This is a genomic window from Afipia sp. 1NLS2 (genome assembly GCF_000178995.1).
Taxonomy (GTDB): domain Bacteria; phylum Pseudomonadota; class Alphaproteobacteria; order Rhizobiales; family Xanthobacteraceae; genus Afipia.
Genome location: NZ_ADVZ01000002.1, coordinates 441,782 through 468,305, shown reverse-complemented (window position 1 = coordinate 468,305; position 26,524 = coordinate 441,782). Strand labels below are relative to the sequence as shown.

At 62.1% G+C, this 26,524-nt stretch carries 19 protein-coding genes and 2 tRNA genes; 6 read left to right on the top strand and 15 right to left on the bottom strand.

The genetic code is table 11. From position 1 onward, the window contains the following. Nucleotides 1-3: 3 nt before the first annotated feature. From AFIDRAFT_RS10830 to AFIDRAFT_RS10815, 4 genes are all read right to left on the bottom strand, one after another. Nucleotides 4-2,874 carry a valine--tRNA ligase gene (locus tag AFIDRAFT_RS10830; protein WP_009339438.1) on the bottom strand — a complete coding sequence of 957 codons (2,871 nt, stop codon included), beginning with the start codon at nt 2,872-2,874 and terminating at the stop codon, nt 4-6. A 140-nt stretch (nt 2,875-3,014) separates the two neighbouring features. Further along, entirely contained in the window at nt 3,015-3,674 is a 660-nt protein-coding gene (locus tag AFIDRAFT_RS10825; RefSeq protein WP_009339437.1) for a PopZ family protein, read from the bottom strand. A gap of 157 nt (nt 3,675-3,831) precedes the next feature. Further along, on the bottom strand, nt 3,832-5,244 hold the full coding sequence (locus AFIDRAFT_RS10820) for a TolC family outer membrane protein (RefSeq protein WP_009339436.1): 1,413 nt from the start codon (nt 5,242-5,244) through the stop codon (nt 3,832-3,834). A gap of 206 nt (nt 5,245-5,450) precedes the next feature. After that, nucleotides 5,451-6,113 carry a protein-L-isoaspartate O-methyltransferase family protein gene (locus AFIDRAFT_RS10815; RefSeq protein ID WP_009339435.1) on the bottom strand — a complete coding sequence of 221 codons (663 nt, stop codon included), beginning with the start codon at nt 6,111-6,113 and terminating at the stop codon, nt 5,451-5,453. Between the two features lie 184 nt (nt 6,114-6,297). Between AFIDRAFT_RS10815 and AFIDRAFT_RS10810 the strand changes: the two genes are divergently transcribed. The 3 genes from AFIDRAFT_RS10810 to AFIDRAFT_RS10800 all read left to right on the top strand — a co-directional run bounded on the left by AFIDRAFT_RS10810 (nt 6,298) and on the right by AFIDRAFT_RS10800 (nt 6,915). Next, nucleotides 6,298-6,546 carry a hypothetical protein gene (locus AFIDRAFT_RS10810; protein ID WP_009339434.1) on the top strand — a complete coding sequence of 83 codons (249 nt, stop codon included), beginning with the start codon at nt 6,298-6,300 and terminating at the stop codon, nt 6,544-6,546. Between the two features lie 62 nt (nt 6,547-6,608). Further along, nucleotides 6,609-6,682 (top strand) — tRNA-Cys (locus AFIDRAFT_RS10805). 158 nt (nt 6,683-6,840) lie between these two features. Beyond that, nucleotides 6,841-6,915, top strand: a tRNA-Asn gene (locus tag AFIDRAFT_RS10800). Nucleotides 6,916-6,970: 55 nt separating this feature from the next. Here AFIDRAFT_RS10800 and AFIDRAFT_RS10795 read toward each other — a convergent pair. From AFIDRAFT_RS10795 to AFIDRAFT_RS10775, 5 genes are read right to left on the bottom strand one after another with little or no spacing between them, the layout of a single operon-like run. Further along, nucleotides 6,971-7,705, bottom strand: a complete 735-nt coding sequence (locus AFIDRAFT_RS10795; protein WP_009339433.1) for a tRNA-uridine aminocarboxypropyltransferase — start codon at nt 7,703-7,705, stop codon at nt 6,971-6,973. A gap of 53 nt (nt 7,706-7,758) precedes the next feature. After that, nucleotides 7,759-10,866 (bottom strand): efflux RND transporter permease subunit, encoded by a 3,108-nt coding sequence (locus AFIDRAFT_RS10790; protein ID WP_009339432.1) that lies wholly within the window; start codon nt 10,864-10,866, stop codon nt 7,759-7,761. Further along, a complete protein-coding gene (locus AFIDRAFT_RS10785; RefSeq protein ID WP_009339431.1) occupies nt 10,867-14,016 on the bottom strand; it encodes an efflux RND transporter permease subunit in 3,150 nt (1,049 codons plus the stop codon). Nucleotides 14,017-14,027: 11 nt separating this feature from the next. Then, on the bottom strand, nt 14,028-15,290 hold the full coding sequence (locus tag AFIDRAFT_RS10780; protein ID WP_009339430.1) for an efflux RND transporter periplasmic adaptor subunit: 1,263 nt from the start codon (nt 15,288-15,290) through the stop codon (nt 14,028-14,030). After that, on the bottom strand, nt 15,280-16,776 hold the full coding sequence (locus AFIDRAFT_RS10775; RefSeq protein WP_009339429.1) for an efflux transporter outer membrane subunit: 1,497 nt from the start codon (nt 16,774-16,776) through the stop codon (nt 15,280-15,282). The genes AFIDRAFT_RS10780 and AFIDRAFT_RS10775 overlap by 11 nt, the downstream gene beginning before the upstream one ends. A 430-nt stretch (nt 16,777-17,206) precedes the next feature. On the opposite strand from AFIDRAFT_RS10775, the gene AFIDRAFT_RS10770 reads away from it, so the two are divergent. Beyond that, nucleotides 17,207-18,448 (top strand): class I SAM-dependent methyltransferase, encoded by a 1,242-nt coding sequence (locus AFIDRAFT_RS10770; protein ID WP_433994090.1) that lies wholly within the window; start codon nt 17,207-17,209, stop codon nt 18,446-18,448. Between the two features lie 116 nt (nt 18,449-18,564). Next, on the top strand, nt 18,565-19,602 hold the full coding sequence (locus AFIDRAFT_RS10765) for a cysteine synthase A (RefSeq protein ID WP_009339427.1): 1,038 nt from the start codon (nt 18,565-18,567) through the stop codon (nt 19,600-19,602). A gap of 15 nt (nt 19,603-19,617) precedes the next feature. Here AFIDRAFT_RS10765 and AFIDRAFT_RS10760 read toward each other — a convergent pair whose 3' ends face one another. Genes AFIDRAFT_RS10760 through AFIDRAFT_RS10745 form a run of 4 tightly spaced genes read right to left on the bottom strand, consistent with a single transcriptional unit; the run spans nt 19,618 to nt 23,973 of the window. Continuing rightward, on the bottom strand, nt 19,618-20,358 hold the full coding sequence (locus AFIDRAFT_RS10760; RefSeq protein ID WP_009339426.1) for an amino acid ABC transporter ATP-binding protein: 741 nt from the start codon (nt 20,356-20,358) through the stop codon (nt 19,618-19,620). A gap of 13 nt (nt 20,359-20,371) precedes the next feature. Further along, nucleotides 20,372-21,736, bottom strand: a complete 1,365-nt coding sequence (locus tag AFIDRAFT_RS10755; protein WP_009339425.1) for an amino acid ABC transporter permease — start codon at nt 21,734-21,736, stop codon at nt 20,372-20,374. Further along, entirely contained in the window at nt 21,733-22,938 is a 1,206-nt protein-coding gene (locus tag AFIDRAFT_RS10750) for an amino acid ABC transporter permease (RefSeq protein WP_009339424.1), read from the bottom strand. The genes AFIDRAFT_RS10755 and AFIDRAFT_RS10750 overlap by 4 nt, the downstream gene beginning before the upstream one ends. A 15-nt stretch (nt 22,939-22,953) precedes the next feature. Further along, nucleotides 22,954-23,973, bottom strand: a complete 1,020-nt coding sequence (locus AFIDRAFT_RS10745; protein ID WP_009339423.1) for an amino acid ABC transporter substrate-binding protein — start codon at nt 23,971-23,973, stop codon at nt 22,954-22,956. A gap of 177 nt (nt 23,974-24,150) precedes the next feature. On the opposite strand from AFIDRAFT_RS10745, the gene metC reads away from it, so the two are divergent. Further along, nucleotides 24,151-25,359, top strand: coding sequence for a cystathionine beta-lyase (gene metC, locus AFIDRAFT_RS10740; protein ID WP_009339422.1), 1,209 nt, complete (start codon nt 24,151-24,153; stop codon nt 25,357-25,359). Nucleotides 25,360-25,362: 3 nt separating this feature from the next. Here metC and AFIDRAFT_RS10735 read toward each other — a convergent pair whose 3' ends face one another. Further along, nucleotides 25,363-25,701, bottom strand: a complete 339-nt coding sequence (locus AFIDRAFT_RS10735) for a lipid-A-disaccharide synthase N-terminal domain-containing protein (RefSeq protein WP_009339421.1) — start codon at nt 25,699-25,701, stop codon at nt 25,363-25,365. Next, a complete protein-coding gene (locus AFIDRAFT_RS10730; RefSeq protein WP_009339420.1) occupies nt 25,701-26,435 on the bottom strand; it encodes a glycosyltransferase family 2 protein in 735 nt (244 codons plus the stop codon). Before AFIDRAFT_RS10730 ends, AFIDRAFT_RS10735 begins: the two co-directional genes overlap by 1 nt. Nucleotides 26,436-26,524 lie beyond the last annotated feature (89 nt).

The window sequence follows — 26,524 nt, the reverse complement described above, 5'->3', positions numbered from 1 at the left end:
CGTCTATCCCGCCGCTTTCAGGCGTTCCAGCGCATCGACGATCTTGGTTCGGCGGCCGACAGCCTCCTCGCGCTTCTCGCGTTGCTCGTCGATGACTTCTTCCGGCGCGTTAGCAACGAACTTCTCGTTGCCGAGCTTGGCGTCCACGCGCGCGATATCGGCGTCGGCCTTGGCCAACTCCTTCTCGAGCCGCGTCTTCTCCGCCGCCAGATCGATCACCCCCTTGAGCGGTATAGCGGCGGTCTCGCCGCGCACCAGCAATTGCAACGAGCCTCGCGGGGCCGCGGCATCGAACGAGATTTCGGCGACGCGCGCCATCCTCTTGATGACGTCGCTCCAGCGCAAGGCACGTTCCTGAACTTCCTTTGCGGCACCGACCAGGATCAGCGGAAACAGCGTCGCCGGTGCGATGTTCATTTCCGCGCGCACCGAACGGATCGTGGTGACGAGGTCGATCAGCCAGCCGATCTCCGCCTCCGCCTTCGGATCGGAGAAGGTTTCGGCCTGTCCGGCAGATGCGGGCATGACCGGAATGGCGAGCGGGTCGCCCGCCATCGCCGTCTGCATCGATGCTTCCAGTGCGATTTCGTCGTCGGGCTGGATCGGCCAGGCCGCAAGCGCCAGTACGTTATCGCGCTTCGCGGTCACCGCCCACAACTCCTCGGTGATGTAGGGCATGAACGGATGCAGAAGCTTGAGTATCTCGTCGCGTGCCCAGGCGACCGCCGCCTGCGTTTCGCGCTTGGCCTCGCTGTCCGGGCCGGTCAGCGCGGGCTTTGCGAGCTCGAGATACCAGTCGCAATATACGTTCCAGACGAAACGATAGATCGCACCAGCCGCATCGTTGAAGCGATAGGCCCGGATCGCCTCGGTCACTTCATGGGTCGCGCGCGAGGTTTCATGCGCGATCCAGCGGTTCAGCGTTTCCTTGCATTGCGTAGCGTCGAATCCCTTCGCAAGCTCACAGCCATTCATTTCGGCAAAGCGCGATGCATTCCACAGCTTGGTCGCGAAGTTGCGATAGCCTTCGACGCGTTGGGTGGAAAGCTTGATGTCGCGGCCTTGGGCGGCCATTGCCGCCAGCGTGAAGCGCAGCGCGTCCGCGCCGTAGTCATCGATGAGGTGCAGCGGATCGATGACGTTGCCTTTCGACTTCGACATCTTCGCGCCCTTCTCGTCACGGACGAGCGCATGGATGTAGACAGTCGGGAACGGCACATCGTTCATGAAGTGCAGGCCCATCATCATCATACGGGCGACCCAGAAGAAGATGATGTCGAAGCCGGTGACGAGGACACTGGTCGGATAGTAGCGCCTCACGTCCTTCTCGTCATCGGGCCAACCGAGCGTCGAGAACGGCCACAGCGCCGAGGAGAACCATGTGTCAAGCACATCCTCATCGCGCGTGATAAACTCCTCGCGCTTGGCGGGATCGACCGCCATATCGTGAGCCTGCTCGTCGGTGATGACGCCCTGCTCGGTGTAATAACCGAGCGCCTTGCCGACGGCTTCTTCTTCCGTCTCGGCGACGAACACCTTGCCATCGGGGCCATACCACGCCGGAATTTGGTGTCCCCACCAGAGCTGGCGCGAAATGCACCACGGCTGGATGTTCTCCATCCATTCGAAATAGGTCTTTTCCCAGTTCTTCGGCACGAACGCCGTCGCGCCGCTGCGCACGGCGGCGATAGCAGGCGCGGCGAGCGTCTTGGCGTCCACGTACCACTGGTCGGTGAGGAACGGCTCGATCACCACGCCGGAGCGGTCGCCATGTGGCACCATATGCGTGTTGGGCTCAATCTTCTCGAGATAGCCCTGCTGCTCCAGGCGCGCGACGATGTCGCGCCGTGCGGCGAAGCGCTCCATGCCGTGCATTTCGCCGATCAGATCAAGGCCGTTCTGGGCGATGCCCTTGCGGTAGTCGTCGTTGTCCGCCAGCGCGAGGCGGCCCTCGATATCGAGAATGTTGATCTGCGGCAGCTTGTGCCGCTTGCCGACCTCGAAGTCATTGAAGTCGTGCGCGGGCGTGATCTTCACCGCACCGGAGCCCTTCTCCGGGTCTGAGTAATCGTCGGCGACGACCGGAATCTTGCGGCCGACCAGCGGCAGCACGACGTTCTTGCCGACCACGCTGCGGTAGCGGTCATCCGCCGGGTTCACCGCGACTGCGCTGTCACCGAGCATCGTTTCCGGGCGTGTCGTCGCCACCACGATAAAGGTCGACGGGTCTTCGGGGTTGAAGGTTTTGCCTTCATAGGGATAGCGCAGATGCCAGAGATTGCCCTTGACCTCGATCTGCTGCACTTCGAGATCCGAGATCGCGGTGAGCAGTTTCGGGTCCCAGTTGACGAGCCGCTTGTCCTTGTAGATCAGCCCGTCGCGATGCAACGCGACGAACACTTTTGCGACGGCGCGCGACAGGCCCTCGTCCATGGTGAAGCGCTCACGCGACCAGTCGCAGGAGGCGCCAAGCCGCTTCAACTGGTTGACGATGATGCCGCCGGATTCCGCCTTCCACTGCCAGACGCGCTCGAGGAATTTCTCGCGGCCCATGTCGCGACGCGACGGCTCCTTGCGTTCGGCAAGCTGGCGCTCAACCACCATCTGCGTGGCGATGCCGGCATGGTCGGTGCCCGGTTGCCACAATACATCGCGGCCACGCATACGCTCGAACCGGCACAGGATATCCTGCAGCGTGTTGTTGAGTGCGTGGCCCATATGCAGCGAGCCGGTGACGTTCGGCGGCGGAATGACGATCGTGAAAGGCTCGGCATCGCGCCGCTCCGGCCGTCCGGCCTTGAAGGCTCCCGCATCGTCCCATGCGGCGCGGATACGCGGTTCGATTTCGGCGGGCTGGTAGTTTTTCTCGATCATCACAATGCAATCATGGGGTCGCGAGCCGGATATGGCTCGTCTGTCGGAAGAAGGATGCGGTGCGATTATAGCGCAGATGAGGCTTTAGCGGCCTGCCTGTGCGCGTCAAGTCCCGGAATGACGGAGGTTTTGGCCTGAAATCAGCGTCCGCGCGCCACGCGTTCGATTTCCGCCTTGACGATACGCTCGACCAGCGTGGGCAGGTTGTCGTCGAGCCACGACTTCAGCATCGGCCGCAGCATCTCCTTGACGAGATCCTCCAGCGTGCGCGCATTGTTGGACAGGACTGTCGTGGCGAGCGAGTTGAAAGCCGATTCCACCGCTTTTGCGGTCGTGGCGCTGAGAACCGGCGCTTCCTCGGCCTTTGACGCAGGCGGCGGGGATTCGGTGAATTCGAGATCGTCGTGTGGCTCGACTTTCTGGAAACCCTCAGCGGCGGCTGCAGGCACGGCCATCTGCTCGGTCAATTCAAAGACGTCCTCGGCTTCCTCAACGGCCGGAGCAGCGGGCGCCGCCGCCGCAGGCGCCGGCGCGTCGAAACTTGCCAACATCGCGTCAATCTCGTCCTGGCTGTTCTTGGCAGCCGGCGCGGGAGTTGGAGCAACGGGAGGAATGGGAGTCGCCACAGGTGCCGAAGCTGCCTTCATCGCGGGAGCAGCTGCCTTCGGGGCTGGAGCCGGTGCAGGAGCAGCCTCTGCTGGAGCCGCAGCCGGTTTGGCGTCGTCATCGGAAATGATGCGCCTGATAGACGCAAGAATCTCCTCCATCGAGGGCTCTTGCGCCTTTGCCGGTTGGTTCATCTCCGACTCCACATCATCGGCTTTTCAGTCCCCCGAAAAAGCCGCACTCCACTGCCGCGAATCGTTACGCAGCCTCCGGAAAAGGTACGTCATGGCCGCAAATGATTGCAAGCAAAGGGCCCGGTACCTTCCGGTGCTTCCACAGCGGAGTGTGGTCTCAGCGACCGTCAGGCGTTCGGACGCCAAACCAGCTATCGCGGACCTGATGGTAATGAACCGATGGGTCATAGACCGAAGTCTTGAGCTTCAGCGTCACAGGCGACAGCCGCCCCACCGCGTTGAGCACGGTGTAGGAGGCCACGACCCGGTCATGCTGCGCCGTGACAAGCGCAATGCGGGCGTTCACAAGTGCCTGCTGCGCGTTCAAGACGTCGAGCGTGGTGCGCTGACCGACGCGGGCTTCCTCGCGCACGCCATTGAGTGCGATCTCTGAAGCCGTCACTTGCGCCTGCGCGGAAGCGACCTGCGATTTGGTTGCGACCAACTGGCCCCAGCTTTGCGCCACTGTGGCGCGGGTCTGGTCGCGGACCTGATCGAGATTCAGGCGCTGCTGCGCCAATGTTTCCTTCGACTGCCGGATCAGGGCATATTCTGCGCCGCCCTGATAGATCGGGATAGAGACGTTCGCTACCGCTGAGGCACTGAAGGCCTTGAATGCGGTCAATGTCTGTTCGTTGGCCTGCTGGACGTTGCCTTGCAACGTCACCGTCGGGAACAGCGCACCCTCGTTCACTTTGACCTGCAGGAAACTGACGTCGATGCCGTACATTGCGGCGGTGACGTTCGGATTTTCCACGAGGCCCATATCGACGGCCTGGGCCAGCGTTTTCGGCAGATAGCGATCAACCGGCGAGCCCGGTTGCGGATTCTGCGGATCGCTGCCGATGATGCGGCGGTAATTCGCGCGCGTGGTGGTGAGCGTGGATTCGGCGGCGAGCAATTGAGTCCGGCCGGCGGCAAGCTGTGCCTGCGATTGCGCCACGTCGGTGCGTGTCACTTCGCCGACGTTGAAACGGTCCTGGGTTTGCTTGAGCGTTTGCTCGAGCACGTTGACGTTGCTGCGCTGGACTTCGACGATCGCCGAATCCCGAAGATAGTCCATGTAGATCGTCGAGGCGGCGAGCAGCACACTTTGCTCCAGCACGCGCAATCCTTCACGCGCCGCAGAAACCTGGCTTTCGGCTGCGCGGGTCCGGTTTCCGGTTCTCCCGCCGTTGTAAAGCGTCTGCGTGATCGTCGCTCCGGCGCTCCACGGCCCGTTGACGCCATGAAGCTGCGAACGCGTGACACCGCCGGCGCCATCCTGCTGCTTGAGGACCGTGTCGGTGTATTGCGATCCGCCGCTCGCGGTTACGGAGATCTGAGGGCGATAGCCGGAGAGTGCCTGCGGCACGTTTTCATCTGTGGAACGGACGGAAGCGCGCTGGGCGTTGAGCTGCGGGTTGTCCTGATAGGCACGAACCAGTGCGGATTCGATGGTTTCCGCCAATACCGGTGTGGTGGCCAAAAACAGCATGGGAGCCGCGCTTGCGGCCAGCATCAGTCGCCAGGCTTTCCCAGAAAACGGCATTACGTTCCTTCCAACATCGTCTTACGCAATTGGATTTACGCAAGAAAACCGGAGTATCGACTCACGCCGACTCCAGCTCGACCCGCAACATATTCGCCTCGCGAGCCCGGCGTAAGGACTTGTGAGTGTTTACTAACAAAAGCTCACAGGATGGGGCTTCTCGGCCACACCCGAAAGGCTAATCCCCCGTCAGACGCGCCAGACCCTCAAAATGTGAAGGCTGGTAATCGCTTAAGGCCAGGCAGGATCGGAGCCGTCGCGTCGAACAGGGTCCGAGCGCCGAAATCCGCCGCCGAGCGTGTCACGATAGTCGCGCGCGGCGGGACCGAGTGAGCGAAGACGCCCACCAGACGGCCGCCGGGCTTGAGCTGTTCATAGAGGGTCTGCGGGATCACCTCGGTCGCGCCGTCCAGCACGATGACATCGTAAGGGCCCGCCGCCGCATTCCCCTTCCTCGCCTCGCCCGCCGTCACGGTGACATTGGACAGGCCGCAAGCCGAAGACAGTGCCGTCCGGCTCGCTGCGGCAATCTTGTCGGTGGCACAGACTGCAACGACCTCGGCGGCGAGATGGCCTGCGATCGCGGCGGCATAACCCGCGGCTCCGCCAGTCACCAGCACCCGGTCCGTCAGGCCAATTTCGGCGGCCTGCAGGAGCCGCGCCAGCACCACCGGCTTGATGAGATAGACGTTGTCCTCACCGTCGAGCGCGATGTCGCGGTCGAGATAGGCCAGCGCCTTCTGGCTTGCGGGCAGGAAGGCCTCGCGCGGCGTTGCCCGCATGGCCTCGATCAGGCGCAAATCCGTCACGTCGGCGGTGCGGACCTGGGAATCGACCATGTTGAAACGGGTGGTCAGGGCATCGGGCATCGTCGTCCTCAGGGATGGCGGCAGGCTTGGGTAAGGCCGCATTGAAGCTACTTTGGTGCATCTTTGAGGCAAGGAAAAAGGAAACGCAAGCGCCTCCCTCATGCCCGGGGCGCTTGCGAAACCGACAAAAATCTTCAACAACCGCGCCCGGCCCGACTGAGGACAGGAACAAGAGGAAAAGACCATGAACGAGGCTTGGACCAAGGACGAGAAAGGCAACATCGTGGTGTTCCCGCTGGCCGGGTACGAGACGATGGTGGTGGAGAATCAGGCACTGGCTCTGCGCCTGCCTTTCATGGTTCAGGGTGACAAACAGACGAGCCCGAGCGGTTCGCTGCAGCTCATCATCAGCAATGCTGCCGATGTGCGCGACCTGGGACAGGCTCTGATCGATGCTGCCGAGCGGATCGAACAGGCTACCAAAGGCGCCTGAACACACGACAAATCCGAAGGTTGCCCGGGCGCGCGAATGCCTGTAACAGTCGCAGCCCTTGGGGCCACGTGGCGGAGTGGTTACGCAACGGTCTGCAAAACCGTGTACACCAGTTCAATTCTGGTCGTGGCCTCCAAACCTTCTTTTCAGGTCTTTCCTGGCCAGCATGGGGCAAAATCGTTCCCAATGATGGGTTTGGAGGGATTTGATCGTGCAAGACATTAAGTCTGCACGAGTTTTAGCTTGCAGAAGCTGCGGCCTTTGTTATATCGGCCCCCGACTGCATGGCAGCATTCCTCGGTAGCTCAGCGGTAGAGCATTCGACTGTTAATCGAATGGTCGCTGGTTCGAATCCAGCCCGGGGAGCCAGCGCTTTCGCGATGGCTTACACGCCCAGTCAAACTCCCAATTTCCAGATTTAATCCTATCGCCGCCGGATCGGCTTGCGTCCCCTGCGCCAGTCGCGCTTTGGCTTGGGCTTAGGCAACAGCTCTGGGTGAGCCTTCACACCCTCACGATATTTCACCAGCATCCGCTCGAATGCGCCCAAAAGCGCATCCGCGATTTCTGGACGCTTCTCCAATCGTGCCAGCAATAACGCCACGGCCTCGATAGTGGAGAGTCCATCACTGCGCGGTTCACGCCGCAGCTTGCCGTAGAGTGACAGGCTTTTCGGACCCAGGATCACGCGCTGGCACTTCAGCATCCATGGGTTTCTCCACCACAGCGCCTTGGCTTGGCTCCATGTGCCGTCGAGTACCACCACGCCCTCGATGCCGTTGAGGATCGCATTCTGAGCGTGCTCCAGCCCGCGCTTGCGGTCGATCGCGACCACCTCACGATCGGTCTCCAGTTCCGCGACCTTGGCGGAACCAAGATACAGAATTGCCCAACTCGCCGGATCAACCTCGCGGCCGAGCGCTTTGGACAGGCTCGACCACGACAGGCCGATCTTTAGCGTCGCATTCGTCAACTGGAGCGCCGTCAGCCGCGCGGTCCCGAGCAGGCGATCCTGTTCCTGCGGGTGTTGCAGGATCAGAACTTCGATGCGGTTCTCGACGGGCGCGAGATTATCGCAGATGCACAACGGCTGCGGCTTGCCGCAATCGGGGCATTCGGGAATGTCTTCTGTAGGTGTGGTCGGAGATGTGCCGGACATGCCTCGCTATACGCGCCCCGCCCCTGCGCAGCAACTTGCCCCGGCAAGAAGCCTTATTCCGCCGGCATCGCGCTTGGGCCGGGGGCGGATTTGCCTCGCACCCACAGGCGTGCGCGGTCGATCAGGAGATAGATCACGGGCGTCGTGTAGAGCGTGAGGATCTGGGACACGATCAGGCCGCCGATGATGGTGACGCCGAGCGGTCGCCGCAGCTCGGTGCCAGGGCCGGTCGCGACCACGAGCGGCACGGCGGCGAGCAACGCCGCCATGGTGGTCATCAGGATCGGACGAAAGCGCGTGATGCTCGCCGCGAAGATCGCCTCTTCCGAATTCATGCCATGCTGGCGCTCGCCTTCGAGCGCGAAGTCGACGATCATGATGCCGTTCTTCTTGACGATGCCGATCAGGAGAATGATGCCGACAAAGGCGATCACGGTGAGCGGCAACCCGGTCACGAGCAGCGCCAGCAGCGCACCCAGTCCCGCAGGTGGCAGTGTCGAGATGATCGTAAGCGGATGCGCGAGACTCTCATACAGCACGCCGAGCACGATATAGACCGCAACCAGCGCGCCGAGAATCAAAAGCGGCTGGTGGCTGGCGGTTTTCTGGCTATCGGCGGCGTTACCCTCGAATGTGCCACGAATGCCCTCCGGCATGTGCAGTTCCGCGACAGCCTGACGAATGTTTCCTGTTGCGGTTTCCAGCGGCACGTTAGGCAGCGTGTTGAATGAGATCGTGGTCGATGGGAACGAACTCGTATGGCGCACGGCGAGCGGCGCGAGGCCACGGCTGTAATGCACGAGTGCCGATAGCGGAATCTGCGTGTTGTTGGCGCCCGCGACATAGATATGCGCGAGATCCGCCGGGTCATCCTGGAAATGCGGATCGACCTCCAGCACGATCTGGTACTGGTTGCGCTGGGTGTAGATGTAGGAAATTTGCCGCTGCGCGAAGGCGTTGTTCAGCGCATTGTCGATGTCCTGAATGTCGGCGCCGACACTCGCCGCCATTTTGCGATCGATCTTGAGGTTGAGTTGCAACCCGCCGGGGTCGGAATCGCTGGAGATGTCGGTGATGCCCTCCACCGTCTCCATTCGCTTGGCGACCAGCGGTCCCCATTTCTGCAACAGATCGAGGTCGGCGCTGGAGAGCGTGTACTGGTAGTTTGAATCGCTCTGCCGCCCGCCCGCGCGGATGTCCTGCGACGCCACCATGAACAGCCGGATCCCCGGAATCTTGCCAAGTTCGCGGCGCAGCCTGTCGATCACCAGCGTGGTGCTAAGGCCGTTCCTCTCCTCCGGCGGCTTCAGTGCGATGAACATGACGCCGCGGTTCGAGCCGCCCGCGAACGAACTGCCTCCGAGCGTTGAGCCGATGCTGGCGACGGCCGGATCGGCCATCACGGTGTCGGCGACGCGCTGTTGCAGGCCCAGCATCGCCTGGAACGAGATGTCGGCGGACGCCCGCGTCGATCCGAAAATGAAACCGCTGTCGTCGGTCGGGAAATAACCCTTCGGCAGTTTTGCGAACAGCACAACGGTCAGCGCAATGGTGGCGAAGAACACCACGATCGTCAGGACCGGCACCCGCAGGACGATCTTTAAGGTACGCTCGTAAAACACCAATATCCGCGACAGGAAGCCTTCGACGATCCTGTCGAAACGGGTCTCTTTCTTGGAATGCGCATGTTTGATGTACTGCGCACAGATCATCGGCGTTATCGTCAACGACACCACGGTCGAAACGGCGATGGCGAACACCAGCGTCAGCGAGAACTCGCGCAACAACCGCCCGACGATGCCGTCCATGAAGATCAGCGGCGTGAAGGCGGCGACCAGCGACAGGCTGATTGACAGCACCGTGAACCCGATCTGCTTGGCGCCTTCCAGCGCCGCGCGCGGGGGCGACATGCCCTGCTCCAGATTGCGGTACATGTTCTCGATCATGACGATGGCGTCATCGACAACAAAGCCGATCGAAATCGCGAGCGCCATCAGCGACAGGTTGTCGATCGAAAATCCTGCCGCCCACATCCCGGCGCAGGTGCCGGCCAGCGCCAGCGGCACCGAGATGCCAGCGGCAATCGTGGGCACGATGCGGCGCAGGAAGACAAAGACCACCGCCATCACCAGAAGCGCGGTCGCTCCCAACGTCCACTGCATGTCGTCAACACTGGCGCGGATGGTGCCGGTGCGGTCGGTCAGCGTCGAGATTTCGACGCCCGCGGGAATCCATTGCTTGAGTTGCGGCAGCAGCGCCTTGATCCGGTCGACCGTCTCGATCACGTTGGCGTCGCTCTGCTTGGTGATCTGCAACAGCACCGCAGGCTGCTTGTTGAACCATGCGATCGAGCGGCTGGAACGCGTCGCATCGATGACGTTGGCGACATCCGACAGGCGAATGAAATTCCCGTTCGAGGACTTGATGACGATATTCTTCAGTTCCGCCGCCGTGCGCATCTGCGGATTGAGGCCGAGCGTTTCGCCCTGCCGATGACCGTTGAACATCCCGATCGGGCCGAAGGCGTTGGCATTGACGATGGCGGTGCGGACGTCATCAGTGGCGATCCCGGCATTAGCGAGCAGCACAGGATTCATCTGCACCCGGACCGCGGGCTGGTCGGCGCCGCTCACGGTCACCTCGCCTACGCCTTGTACCTGTGCAATCCTTTGCGCCACGACGGTGTCGGCGATGTCATAGATCGCGCTTGACGACATCGTCTTGGATGTGAGCGCGATGATGAAGACGGGCATGCCCGCCGTGTTCGCCTTGCGAAAATTCGGCAGCGAAGGCAGGTCGGTCGGCAGGTCCGCCAGCGAGGCATTGATCGCCGCCTGCACGTCACGCGCGGCTTTATCGATGCTGCGTCCAATGGCGAACTGCATCTGGATGCTGGTGGTGCCGAGCGAACTCGATGAGGTGATCTGATCCACACCTGCGATTTCACCGAGCTTGCGCTCTAAAGGTGCGGCAACGGTTGCTGCCATCACCGAGGGATCAGCACCGGGCCGCGAAGCTGACACGCGAATCATCGGGAAGTCGACGTTTGGAATGCTCGCGACCGGCAGGTTCACGTAGGCGACCGCGCCGACCAGGAACAACCCGATGGCCAGCAACGTGGTCCCGACCGGCCTGCGGATGAAGGGTTCCGAGAGCGACATTTACTGCATGCCCTCCGTCGCGCCGGCAACCGGAGGCGACGGATAATCGCCCGCAGGCGGCACGGCGCTTTCCAGACGCCGGTTGATACGGTCGAGTGCGAGGTAGATCACCGGCGTCGTGTAGAGCGTGAGGATCTGGCTGACGATCAGGCCGCCGATGATCGATACGCCGAGCGGAAAACGCAGTTCCGAGCCCGTGCCGGTTTCCAGCGCCAGCGGCAGCGCGCCGAACAAGGCGGCCAGCGTAGTCATCATGATCGGGCGGAAACGCAGCAGGCAGGCCTGAACGATGGCGTCATAAGGCGAGCGCCCTTCATGCCGCTCCGCCTCCAGCGCGAAGTCGATCATCATGATCGCGTTCTTCTTGACGATGCCCATCAGGAGGATGATGCCGATCAGGCCGATCACGGACAGATCCTGCCCGGTGAGGATCAGTGCGAGGATGGCGCCAACGCCGGCGGAAGGCAGCGTCGAGAGAATGGTGATCGGATGGATGTAACTCTCGTACAAAACGCCGAGCACGATGTAGATCGTGACGATAGCGGCGAGGATCAGCCATGGCTGGCCCGATAGCGACCGCGAGAACTCCGCCGCGTCTCCCGAATAGAGGCCGGTGATGTTGCCCGGCATGCCGATCTGCTTCTCGATTTTGTGCAGGGCATCGACGGCATCACCGAGCGCTTCGCCAGGCGCGAGATTAAAACTCAGCGACACGGCGGGGAATTGTGCCTGATGCGAGATCGAAAGCGGAGCGGTCGTCCGCGTGAGGGTCGCGACCGCCGATATCGGCACCTGTGAGGTGCCCGCGCCAGTCGTGCTCGCCGCGCCCGGCACATAGAGCTTCGACAGAATGTTCGGATCGCGCTGATCCTCCGGCATCGCTTCCAGCACCACGCGATACTGGTTGGCCTGGCCGTAGATGGTGGAAATCTGACGCTGGCTGAAGGCATCGTTCAGCGTATCGTTGACCGCCTGCAGCGAGACGCCGAGCTGCCCCGCGCGTTGCCGGTCCACGTTAAGCGCCGCACGCAAGCCGCCTTCCTGCGCTTCCGACGACACATCGCGGAACAGCGGATTCCGGCGCATCTCCTGCACCAGTGCGTTCGACCATTTCACGACCTCATCGCGGTCGGTGCCGGTCAGCGTGTACTGATACTGCGACCGGCTCGACTTGGTGCTGATCTGGATGTCCTGCACCGGCTGGAAGTAGACCGAAATGCCGGGGATCGAAGCGACACGCTGTTTCAGTCGCTCGATGACGCCGCTGACATCGGCCTTGCGCTCATCGCGCGGCTTCAGGTTGATGGTGATGCGCCCGACATTGGGCGTCGGATTCACCGATCCCGCGCCGATGGTGGAGATGAGCCCGGTCACGTCAGCATCGGATTCGATGACGCTTGCGACCGCCGTCTGCCGGTTCTGCATCTCGGCGAAAGACACGTCCTGCCCCGCCTCTGTCACCGCGACGATGGACGCCGTGTCCTGCAACGGCAAAAAGCCCTTCGGCGCGATAATGTAGAGCACCGTCGTCGCCACCACGGTCAGCAGCGTCACGACCAGCGTCAGCCGCTGGTGCCGCAGCACGACCAGCAAGGTGCGGTGATAGAATTCCACCGTGCGGTCGATGAAGTCGCTGATCGCGCGCAGCCCCGGAATTTCCCATTCCTCGCCGTGACGCTTCAACAGCCGCGAGCACATCATCGGCGTCAGCGTCAGCGAGACGATGGCGGAGGTGACGACAGCGATCGTCAGCGTCAGCGCGAACTCGCGGAACATGCGCCCGACGAGGCCGGACATGAACAGGAGCGGAATGAACACCGCGATCAGCGACACGGTGAGCGATATCACGGTGAAGCCGATCTCGCGGGCACCGCGCAGTGCGGCTTCCATCGCGGTCTCGCCGCCCTCCATGTGGCGAACGATGTTCTCGATCATCACGATGGCGTCGTCGACCACGAATCCCGTGCCGATCGTCAGCGCCATCAGCGATAGGTTGTCGAGACTGAAGCCCGCGAACCACATGATGCCGAAACTGGTGATGAGCGACAGCGGCAAGGCCACGCCCGCGATGATGGTCGCGCGCAGCGAGCGCAGGAACAGCAGCACTACCAGCGTCACCAGAATGACGCTGAGGATGAGCGTGAACTGTACGTCACGGACCGAAGCGCGGATGGTCACGGTGCGGTCGCTGACGATGGTGAGGTTCACGCCCGCGGGAATCGCCTGCTGCAGTTTCGGAATCTCGGCGCGGATCTGCTGTACCACGTCGATGACGTTGGCGCCGGGCTGGCGCTGGATCTCGATGATGACGGCGGGCTTGTTCTTGTACCAGCCGCCGGTCTTGTCGTTCTCCAGCCCGTCGATGAGCTGCGACACGTCGCCGACCGTGACCGGCGCGTTGTTGCGATAGGCGATGACGACGTCGCGATACTGATCTGCGGTGCTCAACTGATCGTTGGCGGCGATGGTGTAGGATTGCTGCTTGCCGTCGAGCGAGCCTTTCGGGCCCGAGACGTTCGCGCCCACAATCGCGGCGCGCAGGTCCTCCATGCCGAGACCATAGGCGGCCAGGCGCGCGAGGTCGGCCTGCACCCGCACTGCGGGCTTAAGTCCGCCGAGTACGGAAACGCGACCGACGCCGCTGATCTGCGCGAGCCGTTGCGCCATCAACGAATCCGCAAGGTCGCTCATCGCGCGCACGGAAATGGTGTCGGATGTGAGTGCCAGCGTCATCACCGGCGCGTCCGCCGGGTTGACCTTGGCGTAGGTCGGCGGATACGGCAGGTTTTTCGGCAGCACGCCATTGGCGGCATTGATTGCGGCCTGGACGTCCTGCGTCGCGCCGTCGATGTCGCGGTTGAGATCGAATTGCAGCGAAATCTGGCTGACGCCGAATGAACTCGTCGACGTCATCGACGACAGCGAGGGAATTTGTCCGAGCTGCCGCTCAAGCGGCGCGGTAATCAGAGAGGCTGCGACATCGGGACTCGCGCCCGGCAGTTGCGTCGTCACCTGCACGGTCGGGAAATCGACCTGCGGCAGCGACGACACCGGCAGCGACCAGTAGCCGAGCGCACCGCCGATCAACAATGCAAGTCCGAGCAACGAGGTTGCGATCGGCCTGCGGATGAATGGTTCGGAAACGCTCATGCGTCCACCCTTTATCGAGAACGCCGCCCGCTGCCCTGCCCGCCCTTTTGCTCCCGTTTGCGCGGCGCGAGATCCTGCGTCGGCGTGTTGTCGTTGGTGCCGATCGCCACCTGCGAACCGTCGGAAAGGTTGGCGAAGCCGGTGGTGACCACCTTGTCGTTCGGCGTCAGGCCACTGGCGATGACGGCCGTGTTCTCGTCCTGCTGGATCACAGTGACGGCCTTGGCGGTGACGATGTTGTTCTCGCCGATGACGTAGCTGAACGTGCCCGACGGACCGCGCTGCACGGCCGATGTCGGCACCGTCAGCGCCTTCGGCAGGATTTCAACCTTCAGACGGACATTGACGAACTGCCCCGGCCAGAGCTGGTGGTTCGGGTTCGGGAATTCGGCCTTCACCTTCACCGTGCCGGTGGCCGGATCGACCTGATTGTCGATCGTGCGCATCACGCCAGTGTCGACGACAGTGCGCCCGTCATTGCCAAACACATCGACGGCCAGCGTGCCTTTCGCAGACGCCGCGTTGACGCGGTTGATCTCCTGCTGCGGCAGGCTGAACTGCACCGCGATCGGCTGCAATTGCGTCAGCACCACGACGCCCGTGGTGTCGGAAGCATGGACGATGTTGCCCGGGTCGACCTGACGCAAGCCGGTGCGGCCTGCCAGGGGGGCCACGATCTTGGTGTAGCCGAGCGTGGCCTGCGCGTTGTCGATGGCGGCCTGATCGGACTGCACCAGCGCCTCGAGCTGGGCGACTGTCGCCCTTTGGGTATCGGCCTGCTGCGCGGAACCGGCCTTGGAAGCAGCGAGCTGCTCGTAACGCTTCAAATCGATCCGCGCATTGGCGAGCTGCGCTGAATCCTGCGCCTTCTTGGCGACAGCCTGATCGTATTGCGCCTGATAGATCACAGGATCGATTTCGGCGAGCACATCGCCCGCCTTGACGTCCTGACCTTCGATGAAATTCACCTTCAGGAGTTTGCCATCGACCTGGGTACGGACGGTCACGGTGTTCAGCGCACGTACCTGCCCGACGCCGTCGAGATAGACCGGCACGTCCTCGACCTTGGGTGTTGCGGCCAGCACGGGCACAGCCAGATCCGGCCGCGTGCGCGCTACATTGTTCCCGCCGAAGAAATGCGACCAGGCAAGCCAGCCGAGTCCGGCCACGATCACGAGGCCGATGAACAACGACATCGTACGCCGCCGTGCACCGGCGGCGATCCTCGCGACGCCTTCATTCATCTTGCCGTTCTCGCCTGGCTTAAAGAGCATGCGCCGGCTCCGTTGTCGTCAACACTGTCTTTGGCTCCCATCCGCCCCCGAGGGCTGAAAACAGGCTGACATAGGCTTGCAGCCACGCCAGTTGCGCCTGCTGCAAGGTGTCCTCCGCGGTGAACAGCGTCTGCTGCGTATTTAGCACGGTCACGATATCGGCGGTGCCTGCCTGCAACTGTTTTTCCGACAGTTCGAATGCCCGCCGGGACGATTTCACGACGATGCGCTGCAGCCGCAGGCGGTTCGTGGTCTGCTTGATGGCATCGAGCGCGGTATCGACATCGGAGAACGCCGAGATCACCGTCTTGCGATAGGTCTGCAACAACTCGTCCTGCTGTGCCTTGGTCAAATCGAAATTGGCCTGGATGCGGCCGGCATCGAATATCGGCTGCGTCAAGCCGGCCGCCAGACTGAAGAAAGCCGATTGCGGCATGAACAGGGCCGACAGCGCGGAGCTCTGATAGCCGCCTTGTCCGGTCAACTGGATGCTTGGAAAGAACTGCGCCCGCGCGCTGCCGACATTGGCCGTCGCTGAAGCAAGCTGTGCTTCCTGACGGCGAATGTCGGGCCGCTGGATAAGAAGCTCCGATGGCAATCCGGGCGTGACGCGCGGCGCCGAAATGCGGGCAAGTGATCCGCCCTTGATGTGAACACGCTCGGGCGGCCGCGCCACCAGCGTTGCCAGAATGTTGATGTTCTGCGTCAGGGTCTGGCGTAGCGGCGGCACGGCCGCACGCTGGTTGGCGAGCAGGCTTTCCTGCTGCGCAAGATCGAGATCCGAACCCGTGCCTGCATCGACACGAGTCTTGATCGCATCGTAGATGCGCTGGGCGCTTGCGATATTGCGCTGCGCGGTCGCGATACGATCCTGCGCGGCAAGCACCTGGAAATAGGCGTTGGCCACGCTCACCATCGATGTGAGCGCCACGGTGTCGCGATCGAAACGGTTGGCGTCGGCTGTTTTCTCAGCCGCGAGCAGCGCGTCACGATTCTTGGCCCACAAATCGACCTCGTAGCTCGCGCTGAGCGAAGTCGAATAGGTGTTGATCGTGCCGCGCGCGGCGGCGGTGCCGTTATTGAGAAAGCCGGACGACGATTTGGAGCGCGTGGCGGATGCGTTTGCGTCGAGCGTCGGCAGCAGAGCTGCGCCCGCCGTCCGCGCCAGCGCGTCCGCCTGAAGGATGCGTGCGGTCGCGGCCGCGATGTCGAGGTTAACCCGCTGGGTCTCCTCCATCAGCACCGTCAGTTCCGGCGAACGGAAGCCGCGCCACCAGTCGAGCGACGGCGGCGCATCCTGTTTGAGCGGCGTCGTGTCCTTTTGATATGCGGCGGGAATATCGAACGCAGGGTCCGGCAGGTCCTGCTTCAGGATGCATCCGGGCAATAGCAACGCCGCCGTAAAAATCGCACAGGCTCGCAGCGCGTGCGCCGACAGCGCATCGCTCCAAGGCTGAACTCTAAAAACCGGCGCCAGTTGTCGCATCCCCTGCAAGGCCGCTGCCGAACCGATTGCCAATCCCCGGCCGGAAGGGCCGAATAATGTGCAAGCATCCGTTATGCCCGGAAATGGCACGAAGGTCTGCTCTTGTGGCCTGAAAATCGCCGATTCTCGCAACATTTCATTGGATTGTGACCAGCAGCCCACGTGGAAAGGTTCTAGGGTTACAGGCCGGAAATCTTCCAGCTGTTCATCCTCGTGAAGGGCTCGCGAAACGCATGGGTGCGACTACGGGCCTACCGCCGAAGCCGCCCGATTCGTCGGGAACCTCTTGCGTCCGGCGCCCAAAGGAGCGAGGCTGAATTCGCGATGAATTGATCGCCGGGATCGTCTGCGTGTTCAGATGCTTCGCTCCTGACCGCAGTTTTCCCCGTCACGACGAATCCATGTTTTTAACTGGAGGACGCGGGATAAAATGAACTGTGCAGTGTCTGAACCGACGGCTCTCACACCCGCCAATATCGACACGCTTCTTCAGGACATCCCTCGCATGGCGCGCCTCGCGCTCGGCTTCGCAGCCCGGCTCAGGCGCGGCCAGCTCGACATCACCCTGCCTGATGGTCGCGTTCTGCGCTGTGGCGGAGTCGAGGATGGACCGTCGGCCGCCATGACGATCCATGATTACAAATTCGGCTGGCGTTTTCTGCGCGCCGGCGATATCGGCATCGCTGAAAGCTATCTGCGGCGGGAATGGGACACACCGAACCTGACGCAGTTTCTCTACGTGTTCTGCGTCAATCATGATCTCAGCGGCACGATGCTGGCGGATCGTCCGCTCACGCGGTTTCTTCAGCATGTCCGCCACTGGTTCAACCGCAATACGAAGCGGCAGGCGAAGCGCAACATCTTCGCCCATTACGACATCGGCAATGAGTTCTATTCGGCATGGCTCGATCCGACCATGACCTACTCATCCGCACTGTTCGAACCCGACACCAGGGATCTCACCGCCGCGCAGCAGAACAAATACCGGCGGTTGGCCGAAGCCATCGACCTGCAACCCGGCCACGAATTGCTCGAAATCGGCTGCGGCTGGGGCGGCTTCGCCGAATATGCGGCCGCGCATTGCGGTGCAAAAGTCGTGGGGTTGACGATCAGCGCCGAACAGCGCGATTTCGCGCGGGCGCGGATCGCCAGAGCCGGACTCGACGATAAAGTGGATATCCGTTTTCAGGATTACCGCGATGAGCGTGGATTGTACGACCGTATCGTTTCAATTGAGATGATCGAGGCGGTCGGCGAACAGTTCTGGCCGGAGTATTTTTCGCAATTGCGCGATCGGCTGAAGCCGGGCGGCCTGATCGGCATTCAGGCGATCACGATTCAGGATCAGTTTTTCCAGACCTATCGCAAGGAAGTGGATTTCATTCAGAGATACGTGTTTCCGGGTGGCATGCTGCCTTCGCCCGGCGTGCTGAAACGGCTCGGCGAGAAGTTCGGAGTGCCTGTCATCCGCGAGCGGATTTTTGGCGAGGATTATGCCCGTACACTTGCGACCTGGCGCGACAATTTCCGCGACGCATGGCCGAAGCTGATGCCGCTCGGTTTCGACGAGCGCTTCCGGCGATTATGGGAATACTACCTCGCCTACTGCGAGGCGGGCTTTCTCTCGGGCAACATCGACGTGCGGCAGGTTGTCCTCGCGAAGGAGCACTAGCGAAGAACTTCTCAAGGATCATTAACCGCGCATGGCGGCATGGCCATTCGCAGGCTTGTCGAGCCGCGCGGCGGCGACTAGGTTGACTGCATCGTTATTCATCCTGTTGCGGTCCCATGCAAATTCGTCAAGACGTTATCGAGGCTATCGGCAACACGCCGCTCATCAAGCTCAAGCATGCCTCGGAGTTGACCGGCTGCAACATTCTCGGCAAGGCCGAGTTCATGAACCCCGGCCAGTCGGTGAAGGATCGCGCTGCGCTTTTCATTATTCGAGACGCTATCGCGCGCGGCACGCTGAAGCCCGGCGGCGTGATCGTCGAGGGCACCGCGGGCAACACCGGCATCGGAATAGCACTTGTCGCCAACGCGCTCGGCTTCCGCACGATCATCGTCATCCCGGAAACGCAAAGCCAGGAAAAGAAAGACATGCTGCGGCTGTGCGGCGCTCAGCTCGTCGAGGTGCCGGCGGCCCCCTATTCCAATCCCAACAACTACGTCCGCCTGTCCGGCCGTTTGGCCGAGCAGGTCGCGAAGAGCGAGCCGAACGGCGCGATCTGGGCCAATCAGTTCGACAACGTCGCCAACCGACAGGCCCATATCGACACCACGGCACCGGAAATCTGGGAACAGACCGACGGCAAGGTCGACGGCTTCGTTTGTTCGGTCGGCAGCGGCGGTACGCTCGCGGGCGTAGGCATCGGCCTGAAAGCGAAAAATTCAAAGATACAGATCGGAATTGCCGATCCGATGGGCGCTTCGCTCTACAGCTATTACACCACTGGCGTGCTCAAGGCCGAAGGCTCCTCCATCACCGAAGGCATCGGGCAGAGCCGCATCACCGCCAATCTTGAAGGCGCGCCAGTCGATCGCGCCTACCAGATCCCCGACGAGGAAGCCGTGCCGGTCGTGTTCGATTTGCTCGAACATGAAGGCCTCTGTCTCGGCGGATCGTCGGGTATCAACGTCGCCGGTGCGATCCGGATGGCGAAGGAAATGGGACCGGGCCACACCATCGTGACGGTGCTGTGCGACTATGGCACGCGCTATCAGTCAAAGCTGTTCAACCCGGACTTCATGCGTTCGAAGAACCTGCCGGTGCCGGAATGGCTGGAGAAGACGAGCAAGATCAGCGTGCCTTACGAGAAGGTCTGAGCGACGTCCAAACCTTCAGCGCAAAATCTGACTCAGGAACAGCTTCGTCCGCTCGTGTTTCGGGTGGTTGAAGAACTCCTCGGGCGTGTTGACCTCGATTATTTGCCCCGCATCCATGAACACCACGCGGTTGGCGACTTCGCGCGCAAAGCCCATTTCGTGCGTCACCACAATCATGGTCATCCCGTCATTGGCGAGGTCCATGATGGTGTCGAGCACCTCCTTGACCATCTCAGGATCGAGCGCCGACGTCGGCTCGTCGAACAGCATCACCTTCGGATTCATTGTGAGTGCGCGCGCAATCGCGACGCGCTGCTGCTGGCCGCCTGAAATCTGGCCGGGATATTTATTGGCCTGCTCGGGAATCCGCACGCGTTCGAGATATTTCATAGCCGCCGCTTCGGCGTCCTTTTTCGGCATGTTGCGGACCCAGATCGGCGCCAGCGTGCAGTTCTCCAGAACCGTCAGGTGCGGAAACAGGTTGAAGCTCTGGAACACCATGCCGACCTCGCGGCGGACATCATCCACACGCTTGAGATTGGGACCAAGCTCGATGTCATCGACGACGATCTTGCCTTCCTGAAATTCCTCCAGCGCGTTGACGCAGCGGATCAGCGTGGATTTGCCGGAGCCCGACGGGCCGCAGATCACGATCCGCTCCTTGCGCGCCACGGCAAGGTCGATGTCGCGCAGCACATGAAAATCGCCAAACCACTTGTTCAGATTTTCGATGCGGATGATCGGATCGGCGGCCATGCGGTTGTCCATATCAGGTCTGGCGATGCGCATTGAGGCGCCGTTCGACGAACAGCGAATAGCGCGACATCGCAAAGCAGCCCACCCAGTAGATGATGCCGGTGAAAGCGAAGCCGGTGAACAGCGTCGTCGGCGTCGCCCAGGTCGGATCGGCGAAGGCCGCGCGCAACTGGCCAAGCAGATCGAACAACGACACGATCAGCACCAGCGTGGTGTCCTTGAACAAGGCGATGAAACTGTTGACGAGAGCCGGGATCACGTGCCGCAGCGCCTGCGGCAGCACGATCAGGCCGGTGGTCTTCCAGTACGACAGGCCAAGCGCGTTCGCCGCCTCGCGCTGGCCGCGCGGAATCGCCAGCAGTCCGCCGCGGATCACCTCGGCATTATAGGCGCCCGCGAACAGCGCGATGCCGACCAGCACACGTACCAGCGCATCGATGGTGAAATCGCCCGGCAGGAACAGCGGCAGCATGTAGGTCGCGAAGAACAGCACGGTAATCAGCGGCACGCCGCGCCAGAATTCGATGAAGGCGACGCAAAAGATCCGCAGCAGCGGAATTCGCGAGGTGCGCCCGAGCGCGAGCGCAATGCCGACCGGCATCGAGGCGACGATCCCCGTGATCGACACTACCAGCGTCACCAACAGGCCGCCCCATAACCGTGTATCGACGACCGGCAACCCGCCCTGGTCGAGACGCAACGCCACAATCACGATGGCGATCCCTGCGAATGTGAGCGCGCTCGACAGTCCGGCGCGGCGTCCATTCGGCCAGCCGCCCCACAACAAAATGACCGCAGCCGTCACGATGGTCGTCGTCAGGCTGAAGTCGAGCCAGAACCGCAACAGCGAGGGCTTCCATGCCATGCCGAACAGCTCGGCGAGCCAGTAGAACACGAAGCCATCCAGACCGCCGCCCCGCAGCAGGAAAAACGCGAGGAACGGAAACGCTAGGAAGAACAGCGCGGCGTTGAGTGTCTTGCCGGGGATTTTCGGTACCAGCAGCGGCGCGAGCAGAAGTGCCGCGAGCGCGAATGTCAAATTGGCGCGCCAGCGCTGATCCTCGGGATAGAAGCCGTAGATCAACTGGGTAAACTTCGCCTGGATGAACGGCCAGCACGCGCCGACCGGATGGCCTGCTTTGTCCGCAAGGCATGCGGTGCGATCGGCGCCCGTCCACACCGCATCGATCAAAAGAAAGCGAATCGTCGGCTCCAGGATGAGCCATGCGAGCGCCACGCTTGCAAACGTCAGCGCGATGTTGAGCGGTGAATTGAACAGCCGCATGCGCAGGAAGCCGACTAGTCCCGTGGTGATGACAGGCGCCTTGCGTGCCGGGGCCAGCGTTTTGCGAACGAAAATGGTATCGCTCCCGTTCATGCGCGCTGGCTCCGGTCAATGTGCCAGCCATAAAGGTTCATGAGAGCGCTCGTGATCAGCGAGATCGCAAGATAGACCGCCATCGTCATCGCGATGATTTCCACCGCCTGCCCGGTCTGGCTCAGCGTCGTTCCGGCAAACACCGAGAACAGGTCGGGATAGCCGATCGCGACCGCGAGCGAAGAATTCTTCGTCAGATTGAGATATTGGTTGGTCAGCGGCGGCAGGATCAGCCGCATCGCCTGCGGGATGATGACCAGCCGCAGGATCGCGGGCCGCGACAGGCCGAGCGATGCGCCCGCCTCCATCTGTCCTTTCGGCACGGCGAGAAGCCCGCCGCGCACGATCTCGGCGATGAAGGCGGCGGTGTAGGTGGACAGCGCGATCGTCAGCGCGACGAATTCCGGGGTGACCCGCGTGCCGCCAGCGAAATTGAAGCCGCGCAGCACTGGCAGATCGAACGACGCCGGCGCGCCGAATAGAGCAATGCTGAGCAACGGCAACCCCACCAGCAGCGCCAGCGCGAACGGCCATACCCGCAGCCGATCGCCAAACCGGTAAAGCCGCCTGCGCGCATACACCGTCATCAGCAGCGAGGCCGCAATCGCCGCGAGGATGGCGACGGCGAACACGCCAGCGCCCTGCTCCGGCACCACATGCGGCACGACGAATCCGCGATTGTTCAGGAATGCGACGCCGAATATCGACAGGCTCTGGCGCGGGTTGGGCAGCGCCGCCAGCACCGCGAGATACCAGAACAGCAACTGAAACAAGAGCGGCAGGTTGCGGATGATCTCGACATAGCCGCCGGACAACCGCGCCAGCAGCCAGTTCGGCGACAATCGTCCTAGTGCTACGGCAAAACCGATCAATGTGGCGAACACGATGCCGATGATGGAAACCAGCAGCGTATTCAGAAGGCCGACTTCGAATACGCGCAGATAGGTGTCGGCTTCCGAATAGCGGATCAGCGCCTGATTGACGCTGAATCCCGCCGTACCCGACAGAAAGCCGAAGCCGGATGCAATGTGCTGCGCCCGCAGGTTGTCCTGCGCATTGGTGACGATGTCGAATGCAAGCCACGCAAGCAGGCCCGCGAATGCCAGTTGCCCCGCGATGCCCTTCCAGCCCGTGCCACCCGACAACGCGCGCGCAAGATGCGCGAGAGGCCGGAACGGAGGCCGACGCGGCGCGGTTGCCATCGTCACGCCCCGCGATCAGCGGATCGGCGGCGCGTACTGAATGCCGCCCTGATTCCAGAGCTTGTTGAGGCCGCGCGAAATCCGCAGCTTGGAGCCGGCGCCGACATTACGGTCGAACGATTCACCGTAATTGCCGACCGCCTTCACGATCCGCACCACCCAGTCCTTGGTCAGGCCAAGCTGTTCGCCGAGATTGCCGTCCGTGCCAAGCAGCCGCGCGATCTCGGGCTTGTTTGATTTGGTCATTTCGCCGACGTTCTTCTGCGTGACGTTCAGCTCCTCGGCATTGATCATCGCGAATAGCGTCCACTTCACGATGTCGAACCACTGGTCGTCGCCGTGGCGGACCACGGGACCGAGCGGTTCCTTGGAAATGATCTCGGGCAGCACCACATGATCGTCCGGCACCGTGAGCTTCAGGCGTTCGGCGTAAAGCTGCGACACGTCTGACGTGAACACGTCGCAGCGGCCGGACTCGTAGGCCTTGATGGTTTCATCCGCCGTGGAGAACGCGACCACTTCGTATTTCATATTATTTGCGCGGAAATAGTCAGCGAGGTTCTGTTCGTTGGTGGTGCCGGTCTGCACGCACACGGACGCACCGTTCAGCTCCAGCGCTGAATTCACCTTCAGCGCCTTGCGAACAAGAAAGCCCTGCCCGTCGTAATACATCACGGCCGTGAAATTCAGGCCGAGCGAGGTATCGCGCGACAGGCTCCATGTTGTGTTGCGCGACAGCACGTCGATCTCGCCGGATTGCAGCGCAGTGAAGCGATCCTTGGCGGAGAGCGGCACGAACTTCACCTTGAGCGGATCGTTCAGGACGACAGCCGCCAGCGCGCGGCAGAAATCGACATCGAGGCCGCTCCACTTGCCGGTGTCGTCGGGCGCGGAAAATCCGGGCAGTCCCTGACTTACGCCACAGCTCAGAACGCCCCGTTCCTGAACGGCCTTGAGCGTCGCCTGTGCGTTCACCGGCGAAAGGCTTCCGAGGAATACCGAGGTCATCACGATACCGAACCATCCGTATTTCATGAAAAGGCCTCTCCAACTGTGGACGCGCCCGTCCCTGATACACGTCTCCGGACGGCTGGCCAATATCCGGCCCCTTCAACGGATCGGCGGCGGCCGTTCCCGATCTCTCGGATGGGGTGATTCCAGCGGGTGCGGCAGGGGTTGACGTTTGGGGCCGCTGCCGCCTTATTGCATGCGATGAAAGCTCCATCCGGCTCCAAGACACCGTCCGCCACTCCCTCCCGTCACGGCATTGCCACGACCCTCGTCACAGCGGGGCGCGACACCGAGGCGCAGCGCGGATTCATCAATCCGCCCGTGGTGCGAGGCTCGACGGTGCTCTATCCGAGCGCCGAGGATTTGCATGCCCATCGCGGCGAATTCCAGTACGGCCGCCACGGCACCCCAACCACCAAGGCGTTGCAGCAGGCCTTGATCGCGCTCGAGGGCGATAATTGCGCCGGTGTGGGGCTGGCGCCTTCCGGCGTCGCCGCGATCACCACCGCCCTCCTCGCGGTCCTCAAATCCGGCGATCACCTGCTGGTGACCGACAATGCCTACCGCCCGACGCGGGGTTTCTGCGACGGGATGCTGGCGCGCTATGGCGTCGAGACAACTTATTTCGACCCGCTGATTGGTGGCGGCATCGTCAGCCTGTTCAGACCGAACACGCGCGCCGTGCTGGTCGAGGCGCCCGGTTCGCAATCCTTCGAGATGAGCGACATTCCCGCCATCGCGGCCGTCGCCCATGACAAGGGTGCGCTGGTGATCGACGACAACACCTGGGCGACGCCGCTCTATCATCGCTCGCTCGATCAGGGCGTCGACATCAGCATTCAGGCTGCGACCAAATATATCGGCGGTCACTCCGACATCATGTTCGGCACCATCGCCGCCAATGCCAAAACGTGGCCCAAAGTGAGGGAGGCGATTCGTCTGCTTGGTGTCTGCTGCGGACCGGACGATGTGTTTCTCGCCTTGCGCGGGTTGCGCACGCTCAATGTGCGGCTTGCGCATCATCAAGCGTCCGCGCTGGAGATGGCGCGCTGGTTCCAGGCCCGTCCGGAAGTTGCCCGCGTGCTCTATCCGGCGCTGGAAAGCGATCCAGGCCATGCGATCTGGAAGCGGGATTTCACCGGTGCGAGCGGACTGTTCAGCATTGTGCTGAAGCCAGCGTCACAAAAGGCCGTCGACGCGCTGCTCGATACGCTGACGCTGTTCGGCATGGGTTATTCATGGGGCGGTTTCGAGAGCCTCGTCATTCCATTCGACTGCAGCGACTATCGCACCGCGACGACATGGGCGCCCGATGGCCCGGCCTTGCGCCTGCATATCGGGTTGGAGAACCTCGACGATCTGAAGGCTGATTTCGACAACGGATTTGCCGCGTTCAGCGCGGCAATGTGACGTCTAGTTTTCGAGCGTCTTCGATCCGCGCGTGCGGTTCTTGATAATCAGCATGATGTTGCGCAGGTAGATCACGGTCGCGAGCGACTGGCCGAGGATGATGATCGGCTCGCGCTTGGCGATGCCGTAGATCAGCGTCATCAGACCGCCGCCCATCGAGAAGAACCAGAACGCCATCGGCACCACGCTCTGCCCGGCGCGCTCGCTGGAAATCCACTGCACCAGAAAGCGCGCGGTGAACAGCAGTTGCGCGACGAGGCCGAACGCCAGCCAGAAATCGAACTTGGCGACGAAGACATCGTAAATGTAGTCGTGAAACGCCTGACCGAACTGGATCAGCATCAACGCACCTCGGTCGCCACCGGCTTCGACTTCTTACGGTGGATCAACCACCAGACACCGGTGAGATCCATCAGTCCTACCCACAGCCTATCGAAGAATCCATAATTGGAGACTCCCGAACGGCGCGGACGATCGATCACATCCACGTAAACGATATCGAATCCTTCGCGCCGGACCAGCGCGGGCAGGAAACGATGCAGCCCGTCGAAATAAGGCAGCGCCAGGAAAACCTCGCGGCGAAAGCCTTTCAGGCCGCAGCCGGTATCGCGCGTGCCGTCTTTGAGAATGGCATTGCGCACGGCGTTGGCGATGCGCGACTGCCATTTCTTGAACGTGGTATCCTGCCGTCCGACCCTCTGTCCCGCAGCAAGGCCGACGCGTCCCTCGCCCTGCTCGATCGCTAGGATTAGCGCCGGAAGAAACGCGGGATTGTTCTGTCCGTCGCCATCCAGTGTCACCACGATGCTGCCGCGCGCGGCACGGACGCCGGTGCGCACGGCGGCCGACTGGCCGGCGGATTTCTCATGGCGGATCTGGCGCAGATTGCTGCGCGCCTTCATGCGCTCCAGCAACCGCTCGCCGGTCGCATCGGACGAGCCGTCGTTGACATAGATGATCTCGTAGGCCCACTGCTTGCCGAGTGCCGTGTCGATCTCGTCGATCAGCGGTCCGATATTGTTTTCTTCGTTGCGGACGGGAACGACGACCGATACCGCCGGTGCGACGTTGCTCATGGAAGACGGTGCTTCGGTCGGCGATGCTTCGGTCATTGGTCCATCGATCTGTGGTCCGACGCGGGGCTTTTGGAAAATCCCGGTGCGTC